Below are 26,322 nucleotides of genomic sequence, written 5' to 3' on the forward strand. Positions count from 1 at the left end.
AATTACTATTGGGTATTATCTGATGTATCTAAATAGATATATGGACACCGACTCGATTCAAGTAGATGGATAAATTTTCTGGCAACGAAGTCGCAAACATATATTCGGCTTCAATGAGCCCGGATGAAAATCCGTACTCTCTGCCCTCATTATTTCAATTGATGGCTATAGAGTTAATTCTTTTATTGCATTAAGTTACGTTTTAACAGTACTTAAAGACGGATTACTGTCTATTGTCGATATTGGTTTGTCATCGAAGGACTGGCAAATCTACTTAGTCAGCAACATCATTCACACTGCAATTGATATTTCGCAAAACATAATAATCAGGTTGCTGTAGCTGTGCTGGTTGAGCAGGAAAAGGAGCTTTTAATGCTTTGTCATTTATCAGGATAAACAGGTAATACATTTTCTTAAATAAATTGCAGAAAACTATTATAGCTCTTACCAGAATCATCAAGAAATGCTAAAGTTGAAGGATATGAATATTTCAAATGAGCATGCCATATGATCCAGGAAAAACGTGTTATTCGTCGAATCCAGTCTGGTGGTTGTGCGATCCACTGCCAGGATTGTAGCATTAGCCAACTGTGTATTCCTTTTACCTTGAATGAGCACGAGCTTGACCAGCTTGATAATATCATTGAGCGTAAGAAACCTATCCAGAAAGGGCAAACGTTATTTAAAGCAGGCGATGAGTTGAAATCTCTTTATGCTATCCGTTCTGGCACAATTAAAAGCTACACCATCACCGAAGAAGGTGATGAGCAGATTACAGGTTTCCATCTCGCAGGGGATTTAGTCGGTTTTGATGCTATCCTCAATACTCAGCATCCAAGTTTTGCTCAGGCTCTGGAAACATCAATGGTCTGTGAAATTCCGTTTGAAACACTCGATGATCTGTCCGGCAAAATGCCTAATCTCCGCCAGCAAATGATGCGCTTGATGAGTGGAGAAATTAAAGGCGACCAAGAAATGATATTGTTGTTATCTAAGAAAAACGCTGAAGAACGGTTAGCCGCATTTATTTATAATCTCTCTCGTCGTTTCGCTCAGCGTGGTTTCTCACCAAAAGAATTCCGTTTAACCATGACCCGCAGTGATATTGGTAATTACCTAGGTTTAACGGTTGAAACTATTAGTCGTCTGCTTGGGCGTTTCCAGAAAAACCAAACTCTCGGTGTAAAAGGTAAATACATCACGATTGAAAACATGGATAAGTTGTCTGAGTTAGTCGGAAAAAAATCTGTTTCAACTACCTGATCTTAAAACCAGATCATCTTATTTTGTTGATCTGGTTCTCCTCTGACCTGTTCGGTTTGCTTATATTGGTTTATCTTTAGTATTGAAACGTGAGTATTGAAGTGTGTTTTGTCTAGCCTCTGTGAGGATACCATTATGGCAAACTATCAAAACCTTTTAGTTGCAATTGACCCAAGTCAGGACGATCAACCGGCATTAAGGCGTGCAGTTTATATAGTGCAACGCAACGGTGGCCGGATTAAAGCTTTCTTGCCCATTTATGATCTTTCTTATGAAATGACCACTTTACTCTCCCCAGAAGAAGGTAGTGCTATGCGTAAAGGTGTTACCAGCCAACGCACTGCCTGGCTTAAACAACAAGCGTACTACTATCTGGAAGCCGGTATTGATATTGAAATAAAAGTGGTATGGCATAATCGACCTTATGAAGCAATTATCCAGGAGGTCATTACAGGTAATCATGATTTACTTCTGAAAATGACGCATAAACATGACAAGCTTGGCTCCTTGATTTTTACCCCACTTGACTGGCAGTTACTCCGCAAATGCCCATGTCCAGTATGGATGGTAAAAGATCAGATATGGCCGGACCAAGGCTCCGTTGTAGTCGCGGTTAATTTATCTAATGAAGAATCATATCATCATGAGCTGAACCTGAAACTCGTTAAGGAAACTCAGGAATTGGCAAATCAAGTAATGAAAAACCCGGAAATTCATTTGGTCAGCGCTTATCCTGTTGCGCCACTGAATATCGCTATTGAGCTACCCGATTTCGATCCAAGTGTTTATAACCATGCCCTACGTGGTCAGCATCTTATTGCCATGAAAGAATTGCGCCAAAAATTCTGCATTGATGAAAAATATACTCATATCCATGAAGGACTACCGGAGAGTGTTATTCCCAAAATGTGCGATGAGATGAATGCGGGCATTATCGTTCTTGGTATCCTCGGCAGAACTGGGCTGTCCGCTGCTTTTCTAGGAAATACCGCAGAACATGTGATCGACCATCTTAAATGTGACCTTCTAACGATAAAACCTGATGGTTTTGAATGTCCAATTAAAGCCGTTAAAGAGTGATAGTAATAGCATGACAACCCTCCATTTGGCGATAAAGCCCGAAACAGATTCTCATCCCAGGTTTTATCGCCAGATAAACGGCTCAGGCAGTGTAACACCCAAGATCTCCTCACGGGCTATACGCCAGAAAAGGCGAACACCCGCTTTAACTTGATAAGTTTCTTTTCCCAACACCTTAAAGATTAAACCACATTGATTAGGTAAACGACTGGTACCACTCGCTATACCCGTTTCAGCATCGTACTGAGGCGTCATGCGAGCCAGAATACGATCGTGGTGAACTTGAGGAGTGAGCAAGATCACATTGCCGAATACATGAAACGGCCCCATCACCCCTACGCTGTTCAACGGTTGTTTTTTCGGCTCCAGTACATAACGTTCCGCAAACAATATCTTGCCATCAAAATCAGTTGCCGTAATTCGTGATGAGTAAACATCAAATTTAAACCCTTGATCAGCAGGGTGGTATTTACGACCGGACATAATAATTTCAGAATAAATCAGTGTGGCAGTCGAGTGAATGGTTATTTGAGTGTCTGTGATAAACCGAGAACCACTGTGAGGTATAACCGGATCGGGCATCATTTCCAGATAGCCTCCCTGCTCTATCTGGATAGTTTGCACTTGCGCCGCATAGTTATTCACCATCGAATGAATTTTAGTAGCCGATTGGGTAGTAACATGACCAAACGCCTCTGGAGCAACATGAATGTCCAGCGCCAATCTATCTCCTTGTAAGATACATCCCGACGTGGAGATCATAAATACACACGGCATCTGCGGCAGTGCCTCATCCCAATACAGCGCCCGCTGCACCAAATAAGGAACCCGGCGTTTCATTTGCGCCAAAATGCTACGATCACCACGCCGGGCAAATCCCAACTGTAGATAGCCACTTTTACCGACATCACCGCTTGCCATCTGAGGCGGTTCATCCTGAAATAGTGCAAGTTCCGGCGCGTTGGCACCAAGATTATTTGCCCGTTGATACATTTCGCCAATAACTTCGCCAATATTTTGCGGCGAGCTGGTGGAAGTCATTGTGTCGCCTGTAATGAATGAGTAAACAGGAAGTCACGCATGATCATATTTACCAGCGTTTCAACACCCTCACCTGTTTTGCAATTGGTAAGGATATAAGGGCGCTGACCACGCACAATTTGAGTGTCATGCTCCATCACCGCCAGGCTGGCACCAACATAAGGTGCTAAATCAATTTTGTTGATCACCAGAATATCCGCCTGTACCAAACCCGGTCCGTTCTTGCGCGGAATTTTCTCCCCTTCGGCGACATCAATCACATAAATATAAAAATCTGCCAGCGCCGGACTAAAAGTGAGTGTCAGATTATCACCACCACTTTCAATTAACACAACATCGCTGTCAGGAAAACGCGCCTCCATCTCCTCTACCGCCGCAATATTCATACTGGGATCTTCGCGCACCGCTGTATGAGGGCAAGCGCCGGTTTCCACACCAAGTATCTTTTCTTCATCTAAAATGCCTTTCAAGGTACGTTTAACCTGTTTAGCATCCTCGGTGGTAACAATATCATTGGTGATAATCAGAGGTTTTATTCCGCGTTGAATCAAAATAGGTGTGATCACTTCAATAACGGCAGTTTTGCCTGAACCCACCGGACCGCCAATACCAATTCGAGTAATTTTTTTCACAGAGATTTCCTCACATGATTAAGAGGTGGTTAAAAGCAATATCAGGATTAAGTTAGTTACTGAACAGCCGGGTGAATGCGCTAACATGTAGTGCCGCTAGAACATCAGTCATAGGTGCATAAGATGTCATTTGGTCAATTCCCCCCTTTTCCGCCTCATCACAAAACAGTTCAATATCTTGATTTAATGAGAACAAGATACGTTGAATTTCAATATGGGTAACACGCATCAGGCGTATAGCCGCACTGAGTATCGTCATTGCTACGCCATATTGATGCATGACGATCACTTCACGTGGAGAAGCACCCAATGCGCTCATGACGACCGCCAAAGTAATCGGATAGGTACCTGCAGCAATATCGCTCTTTATTTGTGCTAACCACCATGCAATTAACGACTCACCGGTGACTTCAACTGCCATTTCCGCTAACTTTTTCCCCATCCGCGTAACCATAGTGCGACTTTCTTCATTTAATTTGCGGTTAAATACTGCCCAATCGTGGGAGATAGCAGCGTCATGCTGCCCACAATTCAGCGCCTGACTCGCGGCCACTACTGCGCGGCCATCACTACTCACTGCCTGTAACAGCGCTGTCCGCGTAAACTCGCTTAACGTTGCCACGTCATACACGATTTTGCTCTGAATGGCTGATTCCAGACCGTTTGAGAAAGAAAATGCGCCAACAGGCAGTACTGAATCCGCAAATTGCATGATTCTGATTAAGCGGAGAGCGTTCATTTTAGTTTAATCACATGCTGGTTCAGAAACGTATTATCGACATGAACGTGTGTTGCAGAATCCTCTGCGCCACCAAATAATAAACGAGCTTCGGCGTTACTAAGAGAAGGCAATATCTCTTCGCCTTTAACAAAGGAGTAAGGCAATGCGTGAAAGCCATGGGTTTTCATGACTGAATCCATGACCTTAGTTGATACTGTTAGCGGAATATAAATCTGGTGATTTTTAATCACTGACTTCCAATGCTGGTTACCTAGGGCATGACCAAGTTCAAAGCTGGTTTTCATTACCGTCTCTGAATCTAGTGACAGCAATGATTTCAAATGAATAACCATCACATCACGCAAGCTCATCTGGACAATAACCGCCAGCCCTTTGGTTTCATCCCACAATAAAACATCGCCGTCAGACAATACCTGATGACGGTCAAGGGAAATACCTAAATCCAATCCGTTAAGGGTGGATTTACGACAACGGCTTTTTTGCGCTTCCCATTGCGAAAGCACCAAGATATCCGGCGAGATCCCTTGCAAGCGATCTCGCCAGAAAACATCTTTTTTGGCATTACCAAGAATCTGTTCAATAACAATCATAAGATAACCCCTCTGAACGCGTGGATCGGTTAATCCGGCCAGAAAAAACGTTCTCTGACCAGCAGCAAAAAATAGACTAACTAAAGAAATAGCGCTGATTGAGCGCGACTGTCCTGACCGGTTTTACTGTGGCATATTCACCATTCACCTTGACGGCAAAGGTTTCAGCATCCACTTCAATGGTGGGCGTTTCAGCATTACGCACCATGTCTTTTTTAGAGATAACCCGGCAGTTGCGAACCGCCATCACCTGACGTTCCAAACCAAGACTCTCTTTTACCCCCAGTTCCATTGCCGCCTGAGATACAAAAGTGACACAGGTTTCCTGAAGGGTTTTGCCTAATGCGCCAAACATCGGACGATAAAATGTCGGCTGAGGTGTCGGCAGCGAAGCATTTGGGTCCCCCATCACCGCCCAATTAATCATACCGCCTTTGATGACTAACTTAGGTTTTACGCCAAAGAAACGTGGCTCCCACAGCACAAGATCAGCCATTTTGCCCACTTCAACTGAACCGAGCACATGACTTATTCCCTGAGCAATCGCCGGGTTAATCGTAATTTTGGCAACGTAACGTAATACACGGAAGTTATCGTTATGTGCTGAATCTTCCGGCAACTTGCCACGAGCCGCTTTCATGGCATGAGCAGTTTGCATCACGCGCAGCCAGTTTTCTCCCACTCGTCCCATTGCCTGAGAATCACTGGAAAACATCGACAGTACACCCATATCGTGTAAAACATTCTCCGCCGCAATGGTCTCCGGGCGTACACGGCTTTCCGAAAATGCAACATCAGCCGGCACTTTGGGATTAAGGTTATGGCAAACCATAATCATATCAAATAGTTCTGCCTGACTATTGATTCCGTAAGGCAGTGTGGGATTAGTCGAGCTAGGCAACACATTCATCTGGCTGGCAACTTTAATGATATCCGGTGCATGTCCACCACCGGCGCCTTCAGTGTGAAAAGTATGAATGGTGCGACCTTCAAAAGCATCAATGGTATCCTCAACATAACCTCCCTCATTCAGGCTATCGGTATGTACCGCGACTTGAATGTCCATTTCATCCGCTACACGTAAGGCATTACGCAATGCAGAATGAGTTGCGCCCCAATCCTCGTGCACTTTCAGACCGGCAACGCCAGCTTTGATCTGTTCAACCAGCGGCATTGCTACCGCAGCATGGCCTTTTCCCAAAATACCTACGTTAACCGGTAAACCTTCAAAAGCACGCAACATACGGTGGATATGCCACGGGCCGGCGGTAACAGTAGTGCCGTTAGTGCCATCGGTGGGGCCAACACCACCGCCAAAGAAAGTTGTCACACCATTGGATAAAGCATGTTCAGCTTGTTGAGGAGAAATAAAATGAATATGGGTATCGATGCCAGCAGCCGTGAGGATGAGATGTTCTCCAGATATAGCATCAGTACTGACACCAACCACCATACCTGGCGTGACGCCATTCATCATGTTGGGGTTACCGCTTTTACCTATCCCGACAATGCGACCCCCTTTTAGGCCGACATCCGCTTTAATGACTCCTTGTCGGGCATCCAAAATCGTGACGCTGGTAATCACCAAATCCAACACGTTTTCGCTGGTCATACAGTTATCCGCACCCATACCATCACGCAGTGATTTACCTCCGCCATAGACCGATTCATCACCATAGCCACGCAGATCTTTCTCAATTTCAATAAATAGATTGGTATCACCCAAGCGGATCTTATCGCCGGTCGTTGGGCCAAAAAGACCTACATATTCCTGTCGGGAAATGGTTGGCATAATTTATTCCTTTGTTCGAAAGATTTTCCAACGTTCGTCAACTCTACCTTGAATTTATTCGATAACTTTATACCCGTCATCTTTCAAGTTGCCTCTTTGTTGGCTGCACTCGCTCACCCCGGTCACATAGCTACCTATGCTCCCGGGGATTCTCTCCCTTGCCGTCGCAATCCATCTTGAAATCCATAGGGTATATAACTCAATTCTACTACCCAGCATGCAACCAGGTTTTTTCCACAGGTTCATCAATAGCAACCAGACTTTTACCTGCCCAACCATCGACTAAATTATTAAATCCATAAACGTTTTGGTTCCCACCAATCGGGATTAATGACACTTCAATTTCGTCACCGGGTTCAATACGGATAGCGGTTGTTGCCGTGATATTAAGTCGTTTACCAAACGCCGCCGCACGATTAAATTGTAAAGCTTTATTTACCTCAAAAAAATGGAAATGAGATCCCACCTGAATAGGACGATCACCAGAATTACGAACTTTTAATTGAATAACCGGACAATCTTCATTAAAGGAGATCGGGTCTTTAGCCAGAATATATCCCCCCAATGGAGTAATATCTTCTTTATTATTTTTTTCCATCGGAAAATCTCCACGTTAAGACGTGAGTCAAGACATAAGTTAATATTTTGTCTAGATCATTTTTCCTGCTATTTACAATTTGTTTCAGCAATCATTGAATGGGATCATGCACCGTGACCAAGCGACTACCATCAGTAAATATTGCTTCAACCTGTACATGCGGAATAAGCTCAGCGACGCCATCCATCACATCTTCTTTAGTCAGAACGTGTCTGGAATCATCCATCACCTCTTCCAGTGTTTTCCCCTCTCTGGCACCTTCCAATGCAGCCGCAGTAATAATCGCAACGGCTTCAGGATAATTGAGTTTTAAACCACGAGACTTACGCTTTAATGCGACATCAGCCAGTGTATATACCATGAGTTTTTCGATTTCCCTTGGTGTTAATTGCATAAAACCCCCTAATCATTGGTTATTCCATACGGCCACACTGCTATGTCAATATATAACTTAATACGATTTTTCCAACAAACTTTATTCAAAAGCTGCTGTCCATCCGAATATTGATTGAGATAATCTTTTAGTAAAAAAGCTTTGACACAAAGACCATAATATGTCAATTAAGATCATTCTTCTCAACACAGGTTAGTCCTCTTACCTCTTATTTAAGTTTATCCAAGGTAATATTACAAGCTGATTAGTATGCCTACTTAGTGAAAAAATTATAGGTCATGAAGTCAGAAAATACTTACTATTTTTTTGACTTCTAGCAATCACCCGTAAGGCGGGTTTTACATTCACAGATTTACAGGTATTCCATATATGAATAATGTAACGGATAAAAAACGTGCTGTATCTCTTCTTGTTATTTTGATTGCCGCCAACATACTGGCTTGGGTTTGGGCATTTATCGCTTTCCGTCATCATGCGGTTATGATGGGGGCAGCCCTGCTGGCTTACGGTTATGGACTGCGCCATGCAGTTGACGCTGATCACATCGCGGCAATTGATAACGTCACCCGTAAACTGATGCAACAGGGTAAATCACCCATTGCCGTCGGCGCTTTCTTTTCTCTTGGGCACTCTACCATTGTTATTCTGGCCTGCTTCGCCATCGTCCTGACCTCTATGGCGTTTAAAGATCAAATGGGTTGGGTTCATGACTATGGCGGTATTGTTGGCACCTTAGTTTCTGCCTGCTTTCTGCTAGCAATAGCACTGATTAATTTGCTGATATTAAAAAGCGTCTATCAAAAGTTTCAGGAGCTCAAACGTGGAAGAGATCTAGCTAAAAGTGATTTTACCGAACTAGCAACAATGCCAGGGGGAATCATGACGCGCCTGTTCCACACGGTTTTCCGACTGGTAAGCAAAAGCTGGCATATGTATTTGGTCGGTTTTCTGTTTGGATTGGGTTTCGACACCGCTACCGAAGTTGGGCTATTAAGTATATCTGCCGCCGGTTCTCTCAGTGGACTTCCTCTGTGGTCGTTGATGGTATTCCCGGCGCTATTTACCAGCGGTATGGCACTCATCGACTCACTGGATAATTTTATTATGGTCGGTGCCTATGGTTGGGCATTTTCCCAACCAGCACGCAAGCTCTACTACAACATGACCATTACTGCGGCTTCCGTTGCCGTAGCGCTGTTCATTGGCGGATTGGAAGCGCTCGGACTTATCGCTGAACAGTGGGATTTGCATGGCGTTTTCTGGAACACTATCGGGGCATTAAATGACAATATGGGCAATGTTGGTTTTTGGGTCGTCGGGATTTTTATTCTGTTCTGGACCTTATCGGTGATGAATTACCGCTGGCGGGGCTACGATACGCTGGAGATTAAGTAATATTTACATAGCGGGCAATGTATTACATCCCGAAAGGTTGTTATGCTCGCTACCTAATGATAGCATTTGTATTACTAGTGATATCATTGTGAGAAGGCTATGCATAAACAAACGAAACAGACAATAACCCTTCGCTTAGATGAAGGGTTGAAAACACGTATTAAAGCACTGGCTGATGCACAAGGCATTTCTGCCCATTCTCTTATGGTACGTTCAATTGAAAGCGAAATTGATACTTTGGAGGCCAGACAACAATTTTTACGCGATGCCCAAAACGCCTGGTTAGAATATGAAACTACCGGCTTGCATTTAACTGGCGGTGAACTTTGCAATTGGCTGGATGCTCTTGCTCGTGGCGAGGACAAGGAACCCCCTGAATGCCATCTGTAATAGTCACTCCAGCAGCCATGAGAGATATAAATCGCCTTATTGATTTTTTACATCAACGCGATACAGCGGCTGCAAAGTCGGCATTTAATATCATTAGCAAACATATCCAAGCACTGGAATCTAATGTTTTAGCTGGACGGCCAACAGAAATTTATCCATTCTTTGAATTAATTATCCCTTTTGGCGGTACAGGCTATGTATTGCTATACAAAGAGCTTCCCAGAAGTAATACTCGTTACATCGTGGCTCTCCGTCACCAGAGAGAAATCAAATATAAGAAGCACTAACTTAAACATTAATAACTAGTGAACCGTAAATTAAGTAAACAACGGATGTAATCTCTGTCTCTTAATCAAGAAATTTGACTAAGAGACAGTAAATCTATCAAATCTGTAAGTTAAAACGATAGAAAATCACAGTGCACGTAGGATTGCCTCTACACTCGCTTTCGCATCACCGAACAACATTTGGCTATTGTCTTTAAAGAACAGTGGATTTTGCACACCGGCGTAACCTGTGTTCATTGAGCGTTTGAACACAACAACATTTTGTGCTTTCCAAACCTCCAGAACGGGCATACCCGCAATTGGGCTATTGGGATCTTCCTGTGCCGCAGGGTTAACAGTGTCGTTGGCGCCAATGACCAACACAGTATCGGTATCAGAGAAATCATCATTGATTTCATCCATTTCAAGAACAACGTCGTAAGGCACTTTTGCTTCTGCCAACAGCACGTTCATATGCCCAGGCAAACGCCCCGCGACGGGATGAATACCAAAGCGGACGTTGACGCCTTTCTCACGTAGTTTGTCCGTGATGTCATGTACCGGATATTGCGCCTGTGCAACAGCCATACCGTACCCCGGCGTGATGATAACAGAAGTTGAGTTTTTCAATAGTTCAGCAACGTCTTCCGCTGTGGTTTCACGGTACTCGCCCATCTCTTGCTCATCACCGGTTGAAGAACCATCAGTACCAAACCCGCCGGCAATCACACTGATAAAAGACCGATTCATGGCTTTACACATGATGTAAGAGAGAATCGCCCCCGAAGAACCAACCAGTGCACCCGTTACAATCAGCAAATCATTGCTCAACATGAAACCTGCCGCTGCCGCGGCCCAGCCCGAATAGGAGTTCAGCATTGAAACCACCACTGGCATATCAGCACCACCGATGGAAGCAACCAAATGCCAACCAAACACCAATGCAATTGCTGTCATAAGCAACAACGTGAACACTTGCAGACCTGTACTTTCCGTTTTCACAAAAGTCATCAACAGCACAAAAGAGATCACCAGCGCTGCAAGGTTTAATTTATGACGATTTGGCAACATCAACGGCTTAGAGGAAATTTTTCCACATAATTTACCAAATGCCACAACAGAACCGGTGAAGGTAACCGCACCAATGAAAACCCCCAAGAAAACTTCCGTCAGATGGATATTTTCCATCACGGGTTCTGCAAAACTATCGTGAGCAATAAAGCTATTAAAACCGACCAGCACGGCGGCCAAACCAACAAAACTGTGCAGAATAGCAACCAATTCCGGCATTTCGGTCATTTCAACTTTATTTGCCAGACGAATACCAATCACCGCACCGATCACCATCGCCAGAATAACCCAGACAACACTTCCGGTATCAGGCCCGAAAATAGTCGCAATCAACGCGATTGCCATCCCGGTGATACCAAAAATATTTCCGCGTTTAGAACTTTCATGACGAGATAAACCTGCCAGGCTGAAAATAAATAAAATGGCGGCAACAATATATGCTGCTGTAACGACTCCACTCGACATTAGTTACCCCTTAGTCCTTACGAAACATTTTCAGCATGCGTTGAGTGACAGTGAAGCCACCGAAGATATTAATGCTGGCAATAAGAACAGCAATAAATGAGAAGAAACTTACCCATCCACCATCACCAATTTGTAATAACGCCCCAACGACAATAATCCCCGAAATGGCATTAGTTACCGACATTAACGGTGTATGCAATGCATGGCTGACATTCCAGACCACGTAATAACCCACCACACAAGCCAACGCGAAAACAGTAAAGTGAGATAAGAATTCTTTTGGCGCAACATTGGCTAACCAACCGAACAAGATAACAACCAATGCCAATAAACCATATTTCAACCAAGGTGAAACGGGTTTCGCCGCTGGCTTTTCTGCTTTAACTGATGCCGGTTTTGCTTGCGGCTGAACCGAAACTTGAATGGGTGGCGCCGGCCAGGTAATTTCGCCCTCTTTGACAACTGTCACGCCACGAATAACAACATCGTCAAAATCAATATTGATTTCGCCATTTTTCTCTTTGCACAGTAACTTCAGCAAATTAACCAAGTTAGTGCCGTAGAGTTGTGAAGATTGTGTTGGCAAGCGGCTTGGCAAATCTGTGTAACCAATAATTTTCACACCATTTGCAGTAATAACCAATTTATCTGCTTGCGTTAATTCGCAGTTCCCTCCGGTCTGAGCGGCCAGATCAACAATCACACTACCCGGCTTCATGGATTCAACCATCTCTTTGGTGATAAGACGCGGAGCCGGTTTCCCTGGAATTAACGCTGTTGTTACAATGATATCAACTTCTTTTGCCTGTTCAGCAAAAAGCGCCATCTCCGCTTTAATGAAGGATTCAGACATGACTTTTGCATATCCGTCACCACTACCGGCCTCTTCTTCAAAATTCAGCTCAAGAAACTCCGCCCCCATGCTCTGAACTTGTTCTTTAACTTCAGGACGAGTATCAAATGCACGAACAACCGCGCCTAAGCTGCCCGCAGCACCCACAGCAGCTAAACCAGCAACACCGGCACCAATAATCATCACCTTGGCTGGCGGGACTTTTCCTGCCGCAGTAATCTGACCCGTAAAGAAACGACCAAATTCGTGAGCGGCTTCAACTATTGCACGATAACCGGCAATATTTGCCATAGAACTCAACGCATCCAGCGATTGTGCTCTGGAAATACGCGGTACTGAATCCATCGCCAACACCGTGACTTTGCGGTCTGATAACTTCTGCATTAACTCAGGGTTTTGTGCTGGCCAGACAAAACTAACCAACGTACACCCTTCCTTCATTAATGCAATTTCATCATCCTCAGGAGCATTAACCTTTAGAATAATATCTGAACGCCAAATATTATGACGATCAGTAACTTCAGCACCTACTTGTTGGTAAGCACTATCCTCAAAGCTAGCTAAATGCCCTGCGCCACTCTCAACAACGACATTAAATCCCAATTTCAGCAGGTGTTCCACCGTGTTCGGTGTGGCTGCAACACGTGCTTCATTGGCAAGTCGCTCCTTCGGTACACCAATACGCATAATGTTCCCTTCCTAAAGCCTAAGATTAATGATGATTATTGCTTGTTACAGTCAATTTAGCGACTAAATTAACTTTATTACTGCCATCAGTAAAATCTATCAACAAATATTTTGATAACAAATTGAAAATATTATCGATAATAGATAACTAATGCGTAAAATTCGTGGGACATTAGCTATTATTACATGTAATAATTATCGGCTATGTGATGCATAACCATGTTCAGCAAGTTACAACTATTTAATGCGCAAGGTGGAAGAATTTTTTATGAAGCTGAAAACAACGATCATTGCAGCAGCGGTATTCTCATTAACGGGTATTACCACTGTTCAAGCAGCTCAAGAGTTATCCCCGGAGAAAGCGGCAGAGCTGAAACCATTTAAACGTATTACGGTTACAGGCCCTTTTAATGCTATTTATGAAGCTGCCGATGCGGTTTCCCGTCGTGCAGACAAAATGGGGGCAGATGGGTTTTATATCCAAAGCCTTGACGATCTAAATAATAGCGGCAATCTGCGCGTTACAGCTGATCTGTATCACAAAGATGCAGAGGAAATTGATAATTCACCTAAATATCGTATATTCCGCGGCATCAAAGAATTACCCAAAGCAGAAGCTATAACGTTGGAACCATTCGATACAGTCACTATTAACGGCTTTTACGACAATGAACCCGATTTGAATGAAGCCATTGCAAAAGAAGCTAAGAAAAAAGGCGCTGCGGCTTTCTTTATTGTTCGTCAGGTTGCAATCAATGATGGTGGTAATCAGACAGTGACAGCTTATGTTTATAAAGATGATGCGCCAAAACGCCAAATTCAGGCTGATGAAGCTGTTATCCCGGCAGATTCCGATTCTGGACGCATTGCATTGGCTGCTGGTGGCGCATCAGCTAAGAAAGTAGAAATTCCTGGTTTAGCCTCTTCAACTTCAACCAGTAATTCTGTTGGCCGCTTCTTTGAAACCCAGTATTCTAAAGGTAAACGTTACACGGTAACGCTTCCTGATGGCACAAAAATCCAAGAATTAAATAAAATCAGCGCTGCTCAGATGGTTCCTTTTGAGTCCATCACCTTTTCAGGTTACTACAACAGCATGCCTGATGTTTCCTATGAAGTGGCTAAACGTGCCGCAGCTAAAGGTGCTAAGTACTATCATATTACCCGTGAATGGCAATCCAGCGGTGGAACCTCCACTATCAGTGCAGACTTGTTTAAATAATCTATTTAACCCAAAAAAAGGCACACATGATAATCATATGTGCTTTTTTTATTTATAAAGATAATAAAGTTATTCAAATTAGTTAGAGGATTTTAATTTCGAATCGATACAATCAATGGCGTTCTGTATCGTCACTATTTTTTCCGCTTCTTCATCATCAATAGTTATCCCGAAATGCTCTTCCAGAGCCATAATCAGTTCAACATTATCTAACGAGTCGGCACCTAATTCCTCGAATGTTTGTGTATTAAGAATTTGGGTTTCAGGTATTCCAAGTTGCTCTGCAACAACACTTTTGACACGATTCTCTAAATTTTCCACGCTGTATTTTCCTAGATGTACCAATTACAAGGGGAAACAGAAACAGGTTGTTTCCCCATTCTTCATTAACACTAAGATTAAATATTTACACGACAGTCAGGTGCATGAATGCCCCTGTGAATCTGGCACTTTCAGGGATAAAACATAACAGACGTTGATCTTTCTTCAATTTACCCGACTTCATAAGCTCATCCAACATGATATAAATAGAAGCCGATCCGGTATTTCCTTTCACTGATAAGTTAGTAAACCAACGCTCTTGTTCAATACCAAAATTAATATCTTCAAGACCCTCGGAGAATTTCATGCGGAAATATTCAGATGAGTAATGAGGCAAGAACCAATCAATAGATTCTGCCGATAAGTTACGATCAGCAACTATCCGTCTCAATGGTTCGGTAAGTGTGAATTTAACGACCCTCTCATTTAAATATCTGACATCTTGTTTGATGCAGAAAACAGAATATGCAAGCCAATCAGCCTGACTCATTTGAGCCCAACCTTTCAAACTGCCATCTGCTAACTTTTCTCCACCTGAGTACATACATGTCTCTTGCTCATTAGCAAAAGAGTAAATATCTATCCAATCAATTCGTAATGAAACACCATCAGGTCGAGGTTTGTTTTCAAGTAAAGCAGCGCCGGCACCATCAGAAAGCATCCAACGCAGAAAATCTTTTTCAAAAGCGATTTCAGGGCGTCGTTCCAGTTCTGCAACCCGAGCTTCGTTTTCACTCTGGAAATTGCGGGCATGCAATACAGTGGAAGGTACTTCCGACGTTGTTGAAACCGCATTACTTGTCGCTCCCGAGAGAACGGACAAATAAGCATATTTCATCGCTGTCATACCGGCAGCACAAGCACCGGAAGTTGAGATAACTTCACAGGGTTTATTTTTGAGCTCTCCATGAACCATGACACCATGACCCGGTATAATTTGATCAGAAGTACCACTGCTTGCTGCCAGACTTTGCATATCATCTAAAGAAAAGTGTTCATCAACCAAGCCTTTTACTGCTTCAGCCGCTAATTGAGCAGATGTATAAGTTGTCTCACCTGTCTCCGGATCCAGTGCATAATGGCGATATTTGATACCATTATTGCGAAGGACTATATGACGAGATCTTGATGGACGACCACCAACAAAACCAAGGACAGATTCCATTGTATTATTATCTATTGGGTTTCCCGGCATAAACGCGGAAACTTTAGTGATATAAACGTTGTTACTCATTTACTTATTTATCTCCTTATCATCATAGCGGGCAGAACCAGAAGGTTGTTCATAGTATTTCTGTAACTCATTAAGACGTTCTTTAAGTAATGGGGTAAGCAAACGGCGAACAACCACTGAAATAGGAAAAACAACTAGTACCATCAATATTAAATAGGTTACAAACAACGCTAATAAAGAGCGTCTTACCCATATCCCTCGTTTGCCCACACGGCAAATCAACCCGGACCAAAATCTAAATCCTCGATGCGCCGCACGTTCACCGAAAATAAAAGCTTGGTCGACAACCGCTGCTCCCATACCTTTCAACATTGGAGCATCAACTTTCTCTTTATCCGTTTTGAGCGCTGCCAACAATGCATCACCAAAACGTGTAGCATCTTTAACGTCTTCCTCCGATACGCCCGCCCGCGGTAAGCTAGGGAATGGCTGTCTTTTTCCTGTCATTAGCCATATCGGGGTTGTGAATACTGTTGCAAAAAAGTTTGCTTTATCAACAAAGACCACGTTATCGCGCAAATATGCTCCACTTTCATGCAACAATCTTTTGACAGTTTCCTGAGCTATCAACCACATGTTGCGGCAAGCAATAACTGTCACCACCGGTCGGCCATTAAGTAAACGCTTTCCTTCTTCACTCTTAAGAAATGCCACTATCGGAGGAGCAGGTGATAAATACCAAACTTGGTAGCCTAATATGACCAAATCAAAAGGTTCTTCGTCTTCCAGATTCAAAGGCGCTAGCTCAGGCGGATGTAACTGCACTGTTTCTGGGAAAACATCAACAAATTTAGAAAACTTCCAGGGAAATTCAAATTCTGGAATCGGTTTCAGAATAACTTCACGGATGTATATCTCTTCAGACTCTTGCAGGGGTGAAATTAAGCTTTTTACCACCTCGATCAATTGGCCACTTTGGGAATACGACACCACAAGAACACGTTTCATATGTTCTAACCTTTATGAATATTTAATACTGAGCCATTCATCGGCACCTAAAAGATAAAAATTTTAATGACAACTGTCCTCTAACCATCTAAGAATATTTTTTGGCATACGTACATATAATCATTCCTGAAAATTAAAAACATATACAAGAAAAATAAGTTAATAAATCACAGAGTAATATTTTCACAAACAATATAAATCAAAACAGTCGTTGTCAACATGATTTTTTTTATTTTTATATAAGATTAGTTTTATATCACATTGTAGGAAATTAATTAGTTACTGATAGAAAAATCAATGAAAAATATATTAACTTGAATATAAGATTAACAAAATCAATTAAAATCGAAAAAATATTTAAATTAAATCAACGAATTAAAAAACATTACATCTTTTTAATTTAATAAGATATTCATAACATTATGAAATTATATATCTAATAGATTAATTTAATAATATGACATAAAAACAAGAGATTATTATTACTTAGCAATAATATTGCATAACAAAATGAAAACTAGAGGTAAATTAGAGATAAATTAGAGATAAAACTTTATCTTTCACAATTATTTTTATTAAATTTTGAGATCGATCGAAAAAATTAAAATAAAAATTACTTAATTAGTAATAACACTATACCAATGGATTTCAATATGTATCGCGACGGCAAGGGAGCGAATCCCCGGGAGCATAGATAACTATGTGACCGGGGTGAGCGAGTGCAGCCAACAAAGAGGCAACTTGAAAGATGACGGGTATAGTAATTCATGCTTATTACCTATTTACCTTAGTACAATAAACAGCATGATAAAAGTAACTCATATCAGCTTATAAAAACAAATTGTATCTCACTAAATTTACCATCAAATAATGCATAAATTTTATAGTTATTTGCATAGAAAACCATTGCATCCAGCTCATACCCTTCGTAGAATCCCCCCCTATTTCTAGGTTCAATCAGTTTGTTTCTCCGCCCTGTACAGCTTGGAAGCGATGAAAACCCGATACCCAGTTCACCTTTGTGATCAGGATAACAAACTGGTTAATAATGCAGTTTATGTCATATTAGGAACATATTTTTGGAAAAGAAACTAGGTCTCACAGCTCTTACTGCTCTGGTACTCAGCTCTATGGTCGGTGCGGGTGTTTTCAGCTTACCGCAGAATATGGCTGAAATCGCCAGCCCGGCAGCGTTAATGATCGGCTGGGGAATAACAAGTGTCGGTATCCTGTTCCTGGCTACCGCACTGTTACTGCTCTCTCGTCTTCGTCCGGATCTTGATGGAGGGATTTTCACTTATGCCAAAGAGGGCTTTGGTGAGCTAATAGGCTTCTGCTCTGCCTGGGGATATTGGTTATGCGCAGTCGTTGCCAACGTTTCCTATCTGGTTATCGTTTTTGCCGCTCTAAGTTTTTTTACTGATAAAGAAGGCATTGTCATCTTTGGTGACGGCAATACTTGGCAGTCCCTATTGGGAGAATCTATTCTACTCTGGTTCGTACATTGGTTAGTACTCCGCGGCGTTCAAACCGCAGCCGGAATCAACAAATTGGCGACAATGGCAAAATTACTGCCTTTAGGTGCTTTCATCATACTTGCCGCCATAGCTTTCAAAATGGATATCTTTCATTTCGACTTTAAAGGCATCGATCTAGGGGTTCCTGTCTGGCAACAAGTAAAAGATACCATGTTAATTACCCTTTGGGTTTTTATTGGTATTGAAGGTGCTGTTGTGGTTTCAGCCAGAGCGAAAAAACGGACAGATGTGGGTATTGCAACCATGCTGGCTGTCATTGCGGCGTTAGCAATATACATCTTGGTCACCCTACTCTCCCTTGGATTAGTACCACGACCTGAGTTAGCAGCAATGCGCAATCCATCAATGGCAAACCTGATGGTAGGACTTGTTGGTTCCGCAGGTGAAATCATTATTGCTGCCGGATTGATTGTCTCCGTCTGTGGTGCTTATCTGAGTTGGACAATCATGGCAGCCGAAGTGCCATTTATCGCTGCCCAACACGGCTCTTTTCCAAAAGTATTTAACCGGCAAAACCGCAATAATTCGCCATCATCTTCATTGTGGTTCACTAATGGCGCGGTACAACTCTCTCTCGTTTTGATCTGGTTGAGTGGAAGCAACTACAATTCATTGCTGACAATTGCATCAGAAATGATTTTAGTACCCTATTTCCTTGTCGGAGCATTTCTTTTAAAAGTCGCTTTTGATCGTAGCAATAAGGGGTTATTACTCATTGCTGTTGGAACATGCATTTATGGCATATGGCTGCTTTATGCATCCGGTTTGATGAATTTGCTATTGTCTGTTGTTCTCTATGCGCCAGGTCTTATTGTTTTTTTGTATGCACGCCGCCAAAACCCGCAGAAAAATAGCTTACATCTGGCTGAAAAGCTCACTATTGTCGCATTGCTGATAACAGCAATCCCTGCCACTGGGTTGCTAATCAAGTAATCTCGTCAGATCCAGCCATTATTTTCTTGTAATGGCTTTCTGGATTTTCATATAGCAGTTTGTTTGGTTTTTCGTTGTTCTGTCATATTTTTGTTGTTGTTATCTTTATAAGTATGTTGTAACTAATATTGTTAATACAACTTGATTGGTATGATTCTTTAATCAATTCGGTTGAATTTGAAAGGTAGAGAAAGTCATATATAACAGATACATAATCTCTTAGCGTGGTTTTTTGCGTGGCTGGACCTCAACCCCCTATTCCAGATCATCATCGGCAAAGGTGTAAAACTGGTATCTATATTTGTCCTATTGGAATCGTCTCTGCCTAGAGCATTCGCACCAAAACAAAATTCGTTACGAATGCCCTGATAGAAACCAGATATTGTCCTTAAGTTATTTCAATTTGTCGGACCAATCCGCAATTGCATCCGCTGCTTCGATCGGCTTCTCAGCAGGTAGCGCGTGGCTGGCCCCGTCAATCACTGCGACAGTAACACGGTTACCGAACTCATCCTTCGCCTCCATCCGAGACGATTCAGGTCGGAACGGGTCGGAACCAGCCCGTAGATCGAGGATTGGCACCGCCCCGCCAGCCCACCAATCCTTGCGATTGGTTAGCTCGCGCGCCGAAGACTGACTTTTTATGACATCAGCATGCCAACCCTCAAGCCAAGGCGTTGGATCATTGCCTGCCGCGAAGAAGGCAAGCCTAAGTTTCGTCAGCCGCTCCTCACGAGTGGATTCAGGATCACTAATCACCATGATCGCATCCGAGAGCTCCGAGGGCCAAGATTTCGCCGCCCCTGCCAGAAGTACTATGCCACGCGTCATTTCGGGATAATCCGAAGCAATCGTCTTGGCGATCCAATGGCCATAAGCGTGCCCCACCACAATTGCCTTACCTCCCTCCGCCGCAACTACTGCCGCAAAATCGCCGGCAAAGTCGTGGAAAGTCACATTTTCCATGGGTCCGGTCGACCCCGAGATTCCGCGCGGCTCGGGCAGAGCAACGCGATAGCCGCGTGCCACTAGTTGATTCGCGAGTGGCGCAAACTCCGCTGTTCCCCTCCCGGTTGAAGCAATCATCACAATCAGCGGTCCCTCCCCGCGCATCGAATATTCGATCAGCGCCGCACCATTGGTGACGGTTTTCTGCTCTACTTCCGTGGCTAAGACGGGCTGCGCGACTGCAAACACGATGGACAAGAATCCTAATGCAAAGACGAACTGTTTCATTTTTTTCCTTACAGAGTTAATTATAATAGAAAGTTCACATGAGAAAACTATAGAGCCATTTAATCCAGATGACTTACTTCTTAGAATAAACATTCTCAAGGAGAAAAAATATTAGCGAGAAATGATAGAACAGCAAAAAAATAACTTTTTAAGTGTAATAAATTAATTGTGATATAAATCACAATTAATTTTCTAACCAATTATTAATTAAAAGATATTCTCATTGACCAGCATAATGATTTATTACATATAATAAATAACATTAATATTAAAAAATAATCCTGTTTAAGTAAAAGATGCAGATAAAAATCTTAAATATAATATATTATCGAGTCATTCTTTGGATTTTTCATAATTAATCGCTATGATCGCCTAACTTTATCCCTAAAAAGACACATTTTGAGTTATCGTTGTTGTTATCGGATAAAAGCTATGAATATTTACATGCTGTATTGATGTTTATACAGTTCCAATTAAATCAATATTTCTACTTCCCTGACGCCATGCACGTTAGGGTTAGGATCTATTTACAATGAAAGCTAAACTGATTATTTCATCCTTACTTGTATCTTCTGTACTTATTCCTGTAGCAAATGCAGCGGACGGAAAGATTAACTTTACCGGTAATATCATCTCTAATGCTTGTAAAATCGATACTGACTCTGCGAACCAAAACGTAAACATGGGAACAATTAGCTCAACTGCATTTAGTGGTGTAGATAGTACTGCGGCTGCCACCCCCTTTAGTATTAAAATGAGTGATTGCCCACCAGAGCATACCCATGCACAAGTTAAATTTGACGGGCAGATAGACAGTAAAAATAATAATCTTCTGGCTTTATCCAATGATAAAGGTCAAGAAGTTGCTGGTGGTGTTGCTGTTGGTATCTATGAAGAAGATAATTCAACGCTAATTCCTTTGGCACAAGCTTCCAAACTCCAGGCTTTTACTGATCAAAAAACCGCAGAACTGAAGTTCATTGCAAAATATGTTGCAACAGCTCAAGCAATTAGCCCAGGATCGGGTGATGCAGTCGCTAATTTTACGATTGTTTATAACTAAAGCAGGCCAAATTTAGAACAGAACTTCATCCGCGTTTTGTTTCTAATAAAGAAGTACGGGGCATGGATGCCCGCAAATCCCACAAAATAATATAATAAAACGGAGATGTTACTGTGCAGTATCAACGTCTATTGACAATAATTTTTCTATATATCATCAGCATAAATTTCGCTATCGCAGGTGTCGTCATTGGTGGAACTCGTGTTATTTACATGAGTGACAAAAAAGAAGCGTCTATTTCTATAAATAACCCGGAAAAAGATGCCCCTTACCTGATTCAATCTTGGATCCAAGATGAAAATGACAATACGAAAACCCCTTTTATCGTTACTCCTCCCATCTTTAAACTCACAGCAGGCCATGAAAATATCCTGCGTATTGTAAAAACAGAAAGTAATCTGCCTCAAGATCGGGAATCACTTTTTTGGTTAAATGTAAAGTCTATTCCTACCTCGGTGAAATCAGATCAGAATCAATTGCAAATAACAGTTAAGTCAAAGTTTAAATTGTTTTACCGCCCTGCAAATTTAACAGAAAAGTCAAGTACCGCATACAAAAAACTCAAATTCCGTACGGAAAATAATTCATTGATCGCAGAGAACCCCACCCCTTACTTCATTTCATTCTCTTACCTTAAAGTAGATCAACATGAAATAAAACCTGCGGGCATGATTAAGCCCTTTAGCCAACTAAGCTGGCCTCTGCCGGCAAAGAACATAAAACAGGTAAATTGGAAAGCAATTAATGATTTTGGTGGTGCTACTGCCGAGGAAAAAACAACCATTTAATAAAACTATTACATTACTCTACGCCAGAAAATTAATTATGGGAAAGTACTCACAGCATAAGATTAATAAGCAACCATACAATATTGAACATTCATGGCTCTTATTAGTGCCATTTATCGCTGTTGGCGTACTTTTTTACCCGGCTAAAACTTATTCTGAAGATTATTTCAACATTCATGCACTGGAAATAGGTACTGATTTTGGTTCACCTGAAGACATTGATCTCTCTATTTTCACGCAAGATGACTATCCGCCCGGTATTTACTGGGTAGATATTTACCTTAATAGAGATAAAATAGATACCAGGAACGTAACCTTTGTCACGATAAATAATAAATTGCTACCCAAGCTGACAATTCAGCAATTACAGGATATGGGAGTAAAAGTTGATAGCTTTCCAGAGCTGATCAGTTTACCACCAGAAACAGAGTTGTCTGATTTAAGTCAATATATTCCATCAGCAAGCACCATCTTCAATTTTAGTCAGCAAAGGCTGGATATCAGTATTCCACAAGCAATATTACACAATCAGGCAAGAGGTTATGTTTCGCCTGAATTATGGCAGCAAGGATTAACTTCATTACTGATTAACTATAATTATAGTGGTTCAAATACCTGGCAAGATAATCCATCCGGCTCTACGCAGACCCATTATCTAAATCTTCGAACAGGCGCTAATTGGCAAGCATGGCGCCTACGCCATTATTCTACCTATACCAGTCGTGATAAAAGTTGGAAAAGTATTAACACCTATTTACAACGGGATATTCACGCACTAAAAGGACAATTAACGCTAGGTGATAGCTTTACCTCCTCCTATATTTTTGAGGGTGTTCAATTCCGTGGCTTACAATTAGCTTCTGATGACAATATGTTACCAGACAGCTTACAAGGTTTCGCTCCTAGTGTCCGAGGAATTGCTCAAAGTAATGCTCAAGTTACAATCAAACAAAACGGCTATATCATTTATCAAACTTATGTTTCACCGGGCCCATTTGTCATTAATGACCTTTTCCCAACGACAACAAGTGGAGATTTGGAAGTTATTATCAAGGAAGCAGATGGTCAGGAATATCGATCAACTCAGTCTTTTTCGACGATACCGATTATGTTACGGGAAGGAGGCTTGCAATATTCGATAACACTGGGCCAATATCAATTATCAAATAATCATGGGAGAGAACCTAATTTTACCCAAGGCGCATTAATCTATGGTTTTTCTAATAATATCACTACCTATGGTGGTACGATTTTTTCAAAAGATTATCAATCCGTTGCTTTAGGATCAGGTTATAACTTTGGTATATTGGGTTCTCTCTCTTTTGACATCACTCACGCTAACACCGATTTACCATCTAATATAAGTACCAAAGGGCAATCCTACCGTTTTCAATATGCAAAAGACCTTTCATTAACAGGAACTAATTTTACTCTGGCAGGTTATCGTTATTCGACACGTGGTTTTTATGATTTTAAAGAAGCCAATGACATAGATGATGCTAATAAAAGTGACTGGCGTTACCGCACCAATAAAAGAAGTAAATTACAACTGCATATTAATCAATCTCTGGGAAATTTTGGCAGTTTATATCTGTCCGCCTTTCAACAAAATTACTGGCAACAATCTGGCTATGAACGTAATATCAACGCAGGTTATAGCACTAATTATAATAATGTTAATTACAGCTTGAATTATACCTACAGCCAACTTCCAGATACGGATAAAAATGAGCAGATCTTTTCATTCAGCATACAAATTCCATTAGATCGCTGGCTAAAGAATAGCTGGACTAGTTATAATTTTAATACCAATAAAAACAAAGACATTTCCCATCAAGTGGGTTTAAGTGGCACAGCGCTGGAAGACGATAATTTAATCTACAGTTTACAGCAGAGTTACACGAATCACGGTACTGGCGCTGGCGGTCATATTCATGCGGAATATAAAGGCGCTTATGGTCAACTTAATACTGGTTACAGCTATGATCGTCATTCGCACCAATTAAATTACGGTCTTCAAGGAGGTATTGTTGCTCACCCATACGGCATTACGCTTTCACAACATTTGGGAGAGACATTGGCATTAGTCCGGGCTGATGGCGCTCAAGGAATAAAGATCCAAAATAATGTTGGGATTGCCACCGATTGGAATGGCTATGCGATTATTCCTTATGTTAGCAGTTACCGGAAAAATCGGATTGCACTGGATACACATTCATTAGCAGATAATGTCGATATTGACGTTAATGCCCAAACCGTTATTCCTACTCGTGGGGCATTAGTCCTGGCCGATTTTAAAACCCGGATAGGTCACAGAGTTCTCATCAATCTCTATTATCAAGAAAATCCTATTCCTTTTGGTGCAGTTGTCACGTTAGAAAAACGCCATGATATCGATGAAGTAAATAGCGCTATTGTTAGTCATGAAGGGCAAGTTTACCTCACTGGTCTACCCGATAGTGGACGATTATTCGTTAAATGGGGTTATAAAGATATTCAGGAATGTGTTGTTAATTACAAATTACCGGAAAAAAGTCCTTTATCCGGTATTTATATAATGGCAGCTCACTGTAAATAACCACCCACAGGAAAACGCTATGTTTAATATTTACAATAAACTTAAATATTTTCTCATTATCACCAACTTATTAATTGGTTTGATAGTCAGTTCTTATAGTTTTGCCGCTAACTGCCAGTTTGAGAAAGGATTTAAATCAGAAATCACTCATCTCTCTTTTGGAACCTTATATGTTCCAAGGGATCAACCTATTGGCACAACAATTTATGAATATCGGGCAGATGAATTAGACAATAAAAACAATATCTTCTATTGCGATACAAATGTTAATACGTCATGGGGATACACATCCTACAAAAGTGCAGAATACAACAAGGATGCTATTTACGAGTCCGGTATTCCCGGTGTAGGTATAAGAATAAATACTTGGAGTCCCGGCTATGGTATCGACTGGTTACCCCGTATTGCTAATAACCCCGTAAGCTGCGACAATTCTGGTCGTTGGTATTGTGGTAAAACATGGGGTTATTTGACCATTCAGCTAATAAAAATAGCACCAACAACAGGTTCTGGTTTTGTCAAAAATGAGCAGTTAATTCAAGCACGGGTAAATAACCACATCGTGCATACTTACCGTTTGGGAAATACCCGAATTATTACTAAAAGCTGTTCGCTGAAAGATACCAATATTACTGTTCCTATGGGAGATATCAAAAAAATAGATTTTTCTGGTATTAATAGCACCGCAGGAGGGAAAGATTTTGAGATTATTTTAGATTGTGATGATGATGTCCAGATTCAATTAATGCTCGACGGAAAGAAAGCAAAAAATAACTTATATCACGTATGGGCGCTTGATCAAAATGATAATCATACAACTGCTTCCGGTGTAGGTATGCAAATTCTTTATAACAACCAACCTGTCATTATCCATTCACAAATCAATATTGGTAATAGCTATTCAGGTGGGAAGTTATCTATCCCTTTACACGCCCGCTATTTTCAGACCGATCGCAATATTACCCCTGGGCAGGCAAATGTAACCGCAACAATGACATTAACTTATCAGTAATTAATTTATCTGCATCAGTTATAGAAAGTTTATTTCTTGGCTGATGCGCTGTTATTTGATTGTTTTTATCTGAAAAATCTTTGAGAAAATTTCTCTTCGTGAAATCACAACATTATATATAAAATATTTTTTCTTTATTAGAGTCAATAAATGCAATAGTCGGAGTAATATAACGGCAAGGGAACGAATC

Annotated in this window: 26 protein-coding genes; 12 read left to right on the forward strand and 14 right to left on the reverse strand. The window is 41.6% G+C overall.

Translation table 11 applies throughout. The features are described 5' to 3' along the window. The first annotated feature begins 507 nt into the window (after positions 1–507). The gene (locus ACGF49_RS04210) at positions 508–1,263 is read left to right on the forward strand and encodes an FNR family transcription factor (RefSeq protein ID WP_387489802.1); all 756 of its coding nucleotides are present in this window, start codon (positions 508–510) and stop codon (positions 1,261–1,263) included. Between the two features lie 135 nt (positions 1,264–1,398). Continuing rightward, complete coding sequence (uspE, locus tag ACGF49_RS04215; protein WP_113040594.1) at positions 1,399–2,343, forward strand: universal stress protein UspE; 945 nt, start codon at positions 1,399–1,401, stop codon at positions 2,341–2,343. A gap of 63 nt (positions 2,344–2,406) precedes the next feature. On the opposite strand, the gene ACGF49_RS04220 is transcribed toward uspE, so the two are convergent. The 8 genes from ACGF49_RS04220 to ACGF49_RS04255 all read right to left on the reverse strand — a co-directional run bounded on the left by ACGF49_RS04220 (position 2,407) and on the right by ACGF49_RS04255 (position 8,132). Next, positions 2,407–3,384, reverse strand: coding sequence for an urease accessory protein UreD (locus ACGF49_RS04220; protein WP_113040595.1), 978 nt, complete (start codon positions 3,382–3,384; stop codon positions 2,407–2,409). Then, on the reverse strand, positions 3,381–4,016 hold the full coding sequence (ureG, locus tag ACGF49_RS04225; protein ID WP_113040596.1) for an urease accessory protein UreG: 636 nt from the start codon (positions 4,014–4,016) through the stop codon (positions 3,381–3,383). Before ureG ends, ACGF49_RS04220 begins: the two co-directional genes overlap by 4 nt. A 52-nt stretch (positions 4,017–4,068) precedes the next feature. Next, complete coding sequence (locus tag ACGF49_RS04230) at positions 4,069–4,755, reverse strand: urease accessory protein UreF (protein WP_113040597.1); 687 nt, start codon at positions 4,753–4,755, stop codon at positions 4,069–4,071. Then, on the reverse strand, positions 4,752–5,348 hold the full coding sequence (gene ureE / locus ACGF49_RS04235) for an urease accessory protein UreE (RefSeq protein ID WP_112895841.1): 597 nt from the start codon (positions 5,346–5,348) through the stop codon (positions 4,752–4,754). Before ureE ends, ACGF49_RS04230 begins: the two co-directional genes overlap by 4 nt. Positions 5,349–5,424: 76 nt before the next feature. Next, positions 5,425–7,140, reverse strand: coding sequence for an urease subunit alpha (locus tag ACGF49_RS04240; RefSeq protein WP_262978452.1), 1,716 nt, complete (start codon positions 7,138–7,140; stop codon positions 5,425–5,427). Between the two features lie 54 nt (positions 7,141–7,194). Continuing rightward, positions 7,195–7,359: a hypothetical protein gene (locus tag ACGF49_RS04245; protein ID WP_158536452.1), complete on the reverse strand. Its 165-nt coding sequence runs from the start codon at positions 7,357–7,359 to the stop codon at positions 7,195–7,197. After that, a complete protein-coding gene (locus tag ACGF49_RS04250) occupies positions 7,349–7,738 on the reverse strand; it encodes an urease subunit beta (RefSeq protein WP_113040599.1) in 390 nt (129 codons plus the stop codon). The genes ACGF49_RS04245 and ACGF49_RS04250 overlap by 11 nt, the downstream gene beginning before the upstream one ends. Positions 7,739–7,829: 91 nt before the next feature. After that, complete coding sequence (locus ACGF49_RS04255) at positions 7,830–8,132, reverse strand: urease subunit gamma (protein ID WP_113040600.1); 303 nt, start codon at positions 8,130–8,132, stop codon at positions 7,830–7,832. 369 nt (positions 8,133–8,501) lie between these two features. Between ACGF49_RS04255 and ACGF49_RS04260 the strand changes: the two genes are divergently transcribed. From ACGF49_RS04260 to ACGF49_RS04270, 3 genes are all read left to right on the forward strand, one after another. Next, on the forward strand, positions 8,502–9,527 hold the full coding sequence (locus ACGF49_RS04260) for a HoxN/HupN/NixA family nickel/cobalt transporter (protein ID WP_113040601.1): 1,026 nt from the start codon (positions 8,502–8,504) through the stop codon (positions 9,525–9,527). Between the two features lie 99 nt (positions 9,528–9,626). Beyond that, entirely contained in the window at positions 9,627–9,917 is a 291-nt protein-coding gene (locus ACGF49_RS04265; RefSeq protein WP_113040602.1) for a CopG family ribbon-helix-helix protein, read from the forward strand. After that, complete coding sequence (locus ACGF49_RS04270; RefSeq protein WP_113040603.1) at positions 9,905–10,204, forward strand: type II toxin-antitoxin system RelE/ParE family toxin; 300 nt, start codon at positions 9,905–9,907, stop codon at positions 10,202–10,204. The genes ACGF49_RS04265 and ACGF49_RS04270 overlap by 13 nt, the downstream gene beginning before the upstream one ends. 126 nt (positions 10,205–10,330) lie before the next feature. Here ACGF49_RS04270 and pntB read toward each other — a convergent pair whose 3' ends face one another. Then, the gene (gene pntB / locus ACGF49_RS04275; RefSeq protein WP_113040604.1) at positions 10,331–11,719 is read right to left on the reverse strand and encodes a Re/Si-specific NAD(P)(+) transhydrogenase subunit beta; all 1,389 of its coding nucleotides are present in this window, start codon (positions 11,717–11,719) and stop codon (positions 10,331–10,333) included. 10 nt (positions 11,720–11,729) lie between these two features. Beyond that, entirely contained in the window at positions 11,730–13,259 is a 1,530-nt protein-coding gene (gene pntA / locus ACGF49_RS04280; protein ID WP_387489813.1) for a Re/Si-specific NAD(P)(+) transhydrogenase subunit alpha, read from the reverse strand. 268 nt (positions 13,260–13,527) lie between these two features. On the opposite strand from pntA, the gene ydgH reads away from it, so the two are divergent. Further along, positions 13,528–14,481 carry a DUF1471 family protein YdgH gene (gene ydgH / locus ACGF49_RS04285; RefSeq protein WP_113040606.1) on the forward strand — a complete coding sequence of 318 codons (954 nt, stop codon included), beginning with the start codon at positions 13,528–13,530 and terminating at the stop codon, positions 14,479–14,481. A 78-nt stretch (positions 14,482–14,559) separates the two neighbouring features. Here the strand turns inward: ydgH and stlE are convergent, their stop codons facing one another. The 3 genes from stlE to stlC form a co-directional block, all read right to left on the reverse strand. Continuing rightward, positions 14,560–14,802, reverse strand: coding sequence for a stilbene biosynthesis acyl carrier protein StlE (gene stlE / locus ACGF49_RS04290; RefSeq protein WP_113040607.1), 243 nt, complete (start codon positions 14,800–14,802; stop codon positions 14,560–14,562). A gap of 85 nt (positions 14,803–14,887) precedes the next feature. After that, a complete protein-coding gene (gene stlD / locus ACGF49_RS04295) occupies positions 14,888–16,036 on the reverse strand; it encodes a beta-ketosynthase StlD (protein ID WP_113040608.1) in 1,149 nt (382 codons plus the stop codon). Further along, positions 16,037–16,984 carry a stilbene biosynthesis aromatase StlC gene (stlC, locus tag ACGF49_RS04300; protein ID WP_113040609.1) on the reverse strand — a complete coding sequence of 316 codons (948 nt, stop codon included), beginning with the start codon at positions 16,982–16,984 and terminating at the stop codon, positions 16,037–16,039. A 702-nt stretch (positions 16,985–17,686) separates the two neighbouring features. Between stlC and ACGF49_RS04305 the strand changes: the two genes are divergently transcribed. Further along, positions 17,687–17,818 (forward strand): hypothetical protein, encoded by a 132-nt coding sequence (locus ACGF49_RS04305; RefSeq protein ID WP_262405092.1) that lies wholly within the window; start codon positions 17,687–17,689, stop codon positions 17,816–17,818. A gap of 245 nt (positions 17,819–18,063) precedes the next feature. Then, positions 18,064–19,455 (forward strand): amino acid permease, encoded by a 1,392-nt coding sequence (locus ACGF49_RS04310; protein WP_113040610.1) that lies wholly within the window; start codon positions 18,064–18,066, stop codon positions 19,453–19,455. Between the two features lie 393 nt (positions 19,456–19,848). Here ACGF49_RS04310 and ACGF49_RS04315 read toward each other — a convergent pair whose 3' ends face one another. Then, complete coding sequence (locus ACGF49_RS04315) at positions 19,849–20,691, reverse strand: alpha/beta fold hydrolase (protein ID WP_113040611.1); 843 nt, start codon at positions 20,689–20,691, stop codon at positions 19,849–19,851. Positions 20,692–21,223: 532 nt separating this feature from the next. Between ACGF49_RS04315 and ACGF49_RS04320 the strand changes: the two genes are divergently transcribed. From ACGF49_RS04320 to ACGF49_RS04335, 4 genes are all read left to right on the forward strand, one after another. Further along, the gene (locus ACGF49_RS04320) at positions 21,224–21,754 is read left to right on the forward strand and encodes a fimbrial protein (RefSeq protein WP_113040612.1); all 531 of its coding nucleotides are present in this window, start codon (positions 21,224–21,226) and stop codon (positions 21,752–21,754) included. Positions 21,755–21,867: 113 nt separating this feature from the next. Next, complete coding sequence (locus ACGF49_RS04325; protein WP_228902816.1) at positions 21,868–22,542, forward strand: molecular chaperone; 675 nt, start codon at positions 21,868–21,870, stop codon at positions 22,540–22,542. Continuing rightward, positions 22,499–25,120, forward strand: a complete 2,622-nt coding sequence (locus ACGF49_RS04330; RefSeq protein ID WP_387489822.1) for a fimbria/pilus outer membrane usher protein — start codon at positions 22,499–22,501, stop codon at positions 25,118–25,120. The genes ACGF49_RS04325 and ACGF49_RS04330 overlap by 44 nt, the downstream gene beginning before the upstream one ends. Positions 25,121–25,139: 19 nt before the next feature. Then, complete coding sequence (locus ACGF49_RS04335) at positions 25,140–26,132, forward strand: fimbrial protein (protein WP_262978448.1); 993 nt, start codon at positions 25,140–25,142, stop codon at positions 26,130–26,132. Positions 26,133–26,322: the final 190 nt, after the last annotated feature.

Source organism: Photorhabdus sp. RM96S (assembly GCF_042879335.1).
GTDB lineage: Bacteria > Pseudomonadota > Gammaproteobacteria > Enterobacterales > Enterobacteriaceae > Photorhabdus > Photorhabdus kayaii.

What these genes read in the sequence shown, in the direction of transcription:
- ACGF49_RS04210 (WP_387489802.1), top strand. Translation starts at nt 508, where the DNA reads ATGATCCAGGAAAAACGTGTTATTCGTCGAATCCAGTCTGGTGGTTGT.
- uspE (WP_113040594.1), top strand. Translation starts at nt 1,399, where the DNA reads ATGGCAAACTATCAAAACCTTTTAGTTGCAATTGACCCAAGTCAGGAC.
- ACGF49_RS04220 (WP_113040595.1), bottom strand. Translation starts at nt 3,384, where the DNA reads ATGACTTCCACCAGCTCGCCGCAAAATATTGGCGAAGTTATTGGCGAA.
- ACGF49_RS04230 (WP_113040597.1), bottom strand. Translation starts at nt 4,755, where the DNA reads ATGAACGCTCTCCGCTTAATCAGAATCATGCAATTTGCGGATTCAGTA.
- ureE (WP_112895841.1), bottom strand. Translation starts at nt 5,348, where the DNA reads ATGATTGTTATTGAACAGATTCTTGGTAATGCCAAAAAAGATGTTTTC.
- ACGF49_RS04240 (WP_262978452.1), bottom strand. Translation starts at nt 7,140, where the DNA reads ATGCCAACCATTTCCCGACAGGAATATGTAGGTCTTTTTGGCCCAACG.
- ACGF49_RS04245 (WP_158536452.1), bottom strand. Translation starts at nt 7,359, where the DNA reads ATGCTGGGTAGTAGAATTGAGTTATATACCCTATGGATTTCAAGATGG.
- ACGF49_RS04250 (WP_113040599.1), bottom strand. Translation starts at nt 7,738, where the DNA reads ATGGAAAAAAATAATAAAGAAGATATTACTCCATTGGGGGGATATATT.
- ACGF49_RS04255 (WP_113040600.1), bottom strand. Translation starts at nt 8,132, where the DNA reads ATGCAATTAACACCAAGGGAAATCGAAAAACTCATGGTATATACACTG.
- ACGF49_RS04260 (WP_113040601.1), top strand. Translation starts at nt 8,502, where the DNA reads ATGAATAATGTAACGGATAAAAAACGTGCTGTATCTCTTCTTGTTATT.
- ACGF49_RS04265 (WP_113040602.1), top strand. Translation starts at nt 9,627, where the DNA reads ATGCATAAACAAACGAAACAGACAATAACCCTTCGCTTAGATGAAGGG.
- ACGF49_RS04270 (WP_113040603.1), top strand. Translation starts at nt 9,905, where the DNA reads ATGCCATCTGTAATAGTCACTCCAGCAGCCATGAGAGATATAAATCGC.
- pntB (WP_113040604.1), bottom strand. Translation starts at nt 11,719, where the DNA reads ATGTCGAGTGGAGTCGTTACAGCAGCATATATTGTTGCCGCCATTTTA.
- pntA (WP_387489813.1), bottom strand. Translation starts at nt 13,259, where the DNA reads ATGCGTATTGGTGTACCGAAGGAGCGACTTGCCAATGAAGCACGTGTT.
- ydgH (WP_113040606.1), top strand. Translation starts at nt 13,528, where the DNA reads ATGAAGCTGAAAACAACGATCATTGCAGCAGCGGTATTCTCATTAACG.
- stlD (WP_113040608.1), bottom strand. Translation starts at nt 16,036, where the DNA reads ATGAGTAACAACGTTTATATCACTAAAGTTTCCGCGTTTATGCCGGGA.
- stlC (WP_113040609.1), bottom strand. Translation starts at nt 16,984, where the DNA reads ATGAAACGTGTTCTTGTGGTGTCGTATTCCCAAAGTGGCCAATTGATC.
- ACGF49_RS04315 (WP_113040611.1), bottom strand. Translation starts at nt 20,691, where the DNA reads ATGAAACAGTTCGTCTTTGCATTAGGATTCTTGTCCATCGTGTTTGCA.
- ACGF49_RS04320 (WP_113040612.1), top strand. Translation starts at nt 21,224, where the DNA reads ATGAAAGCTAAACTGATTATTTCATCCTTACTTGTATCTTCTGTACTT.
- ACGF49_RS04330 (WP_387489822.1), top strand. Translation starts at nt 22,499, where the DNA reads ATGATTTTGGTGGTGCTACTGCCGAGGAAAAAACAACCATTTAATAAA.
- ACGF49_RS04335 (WP_262978448.1), top strand. Translation starts at nt 25,140, where the DNA reads ATGTTTAATATTTACAATAAACTTAAATATTTTCTCATTATCACCAAC.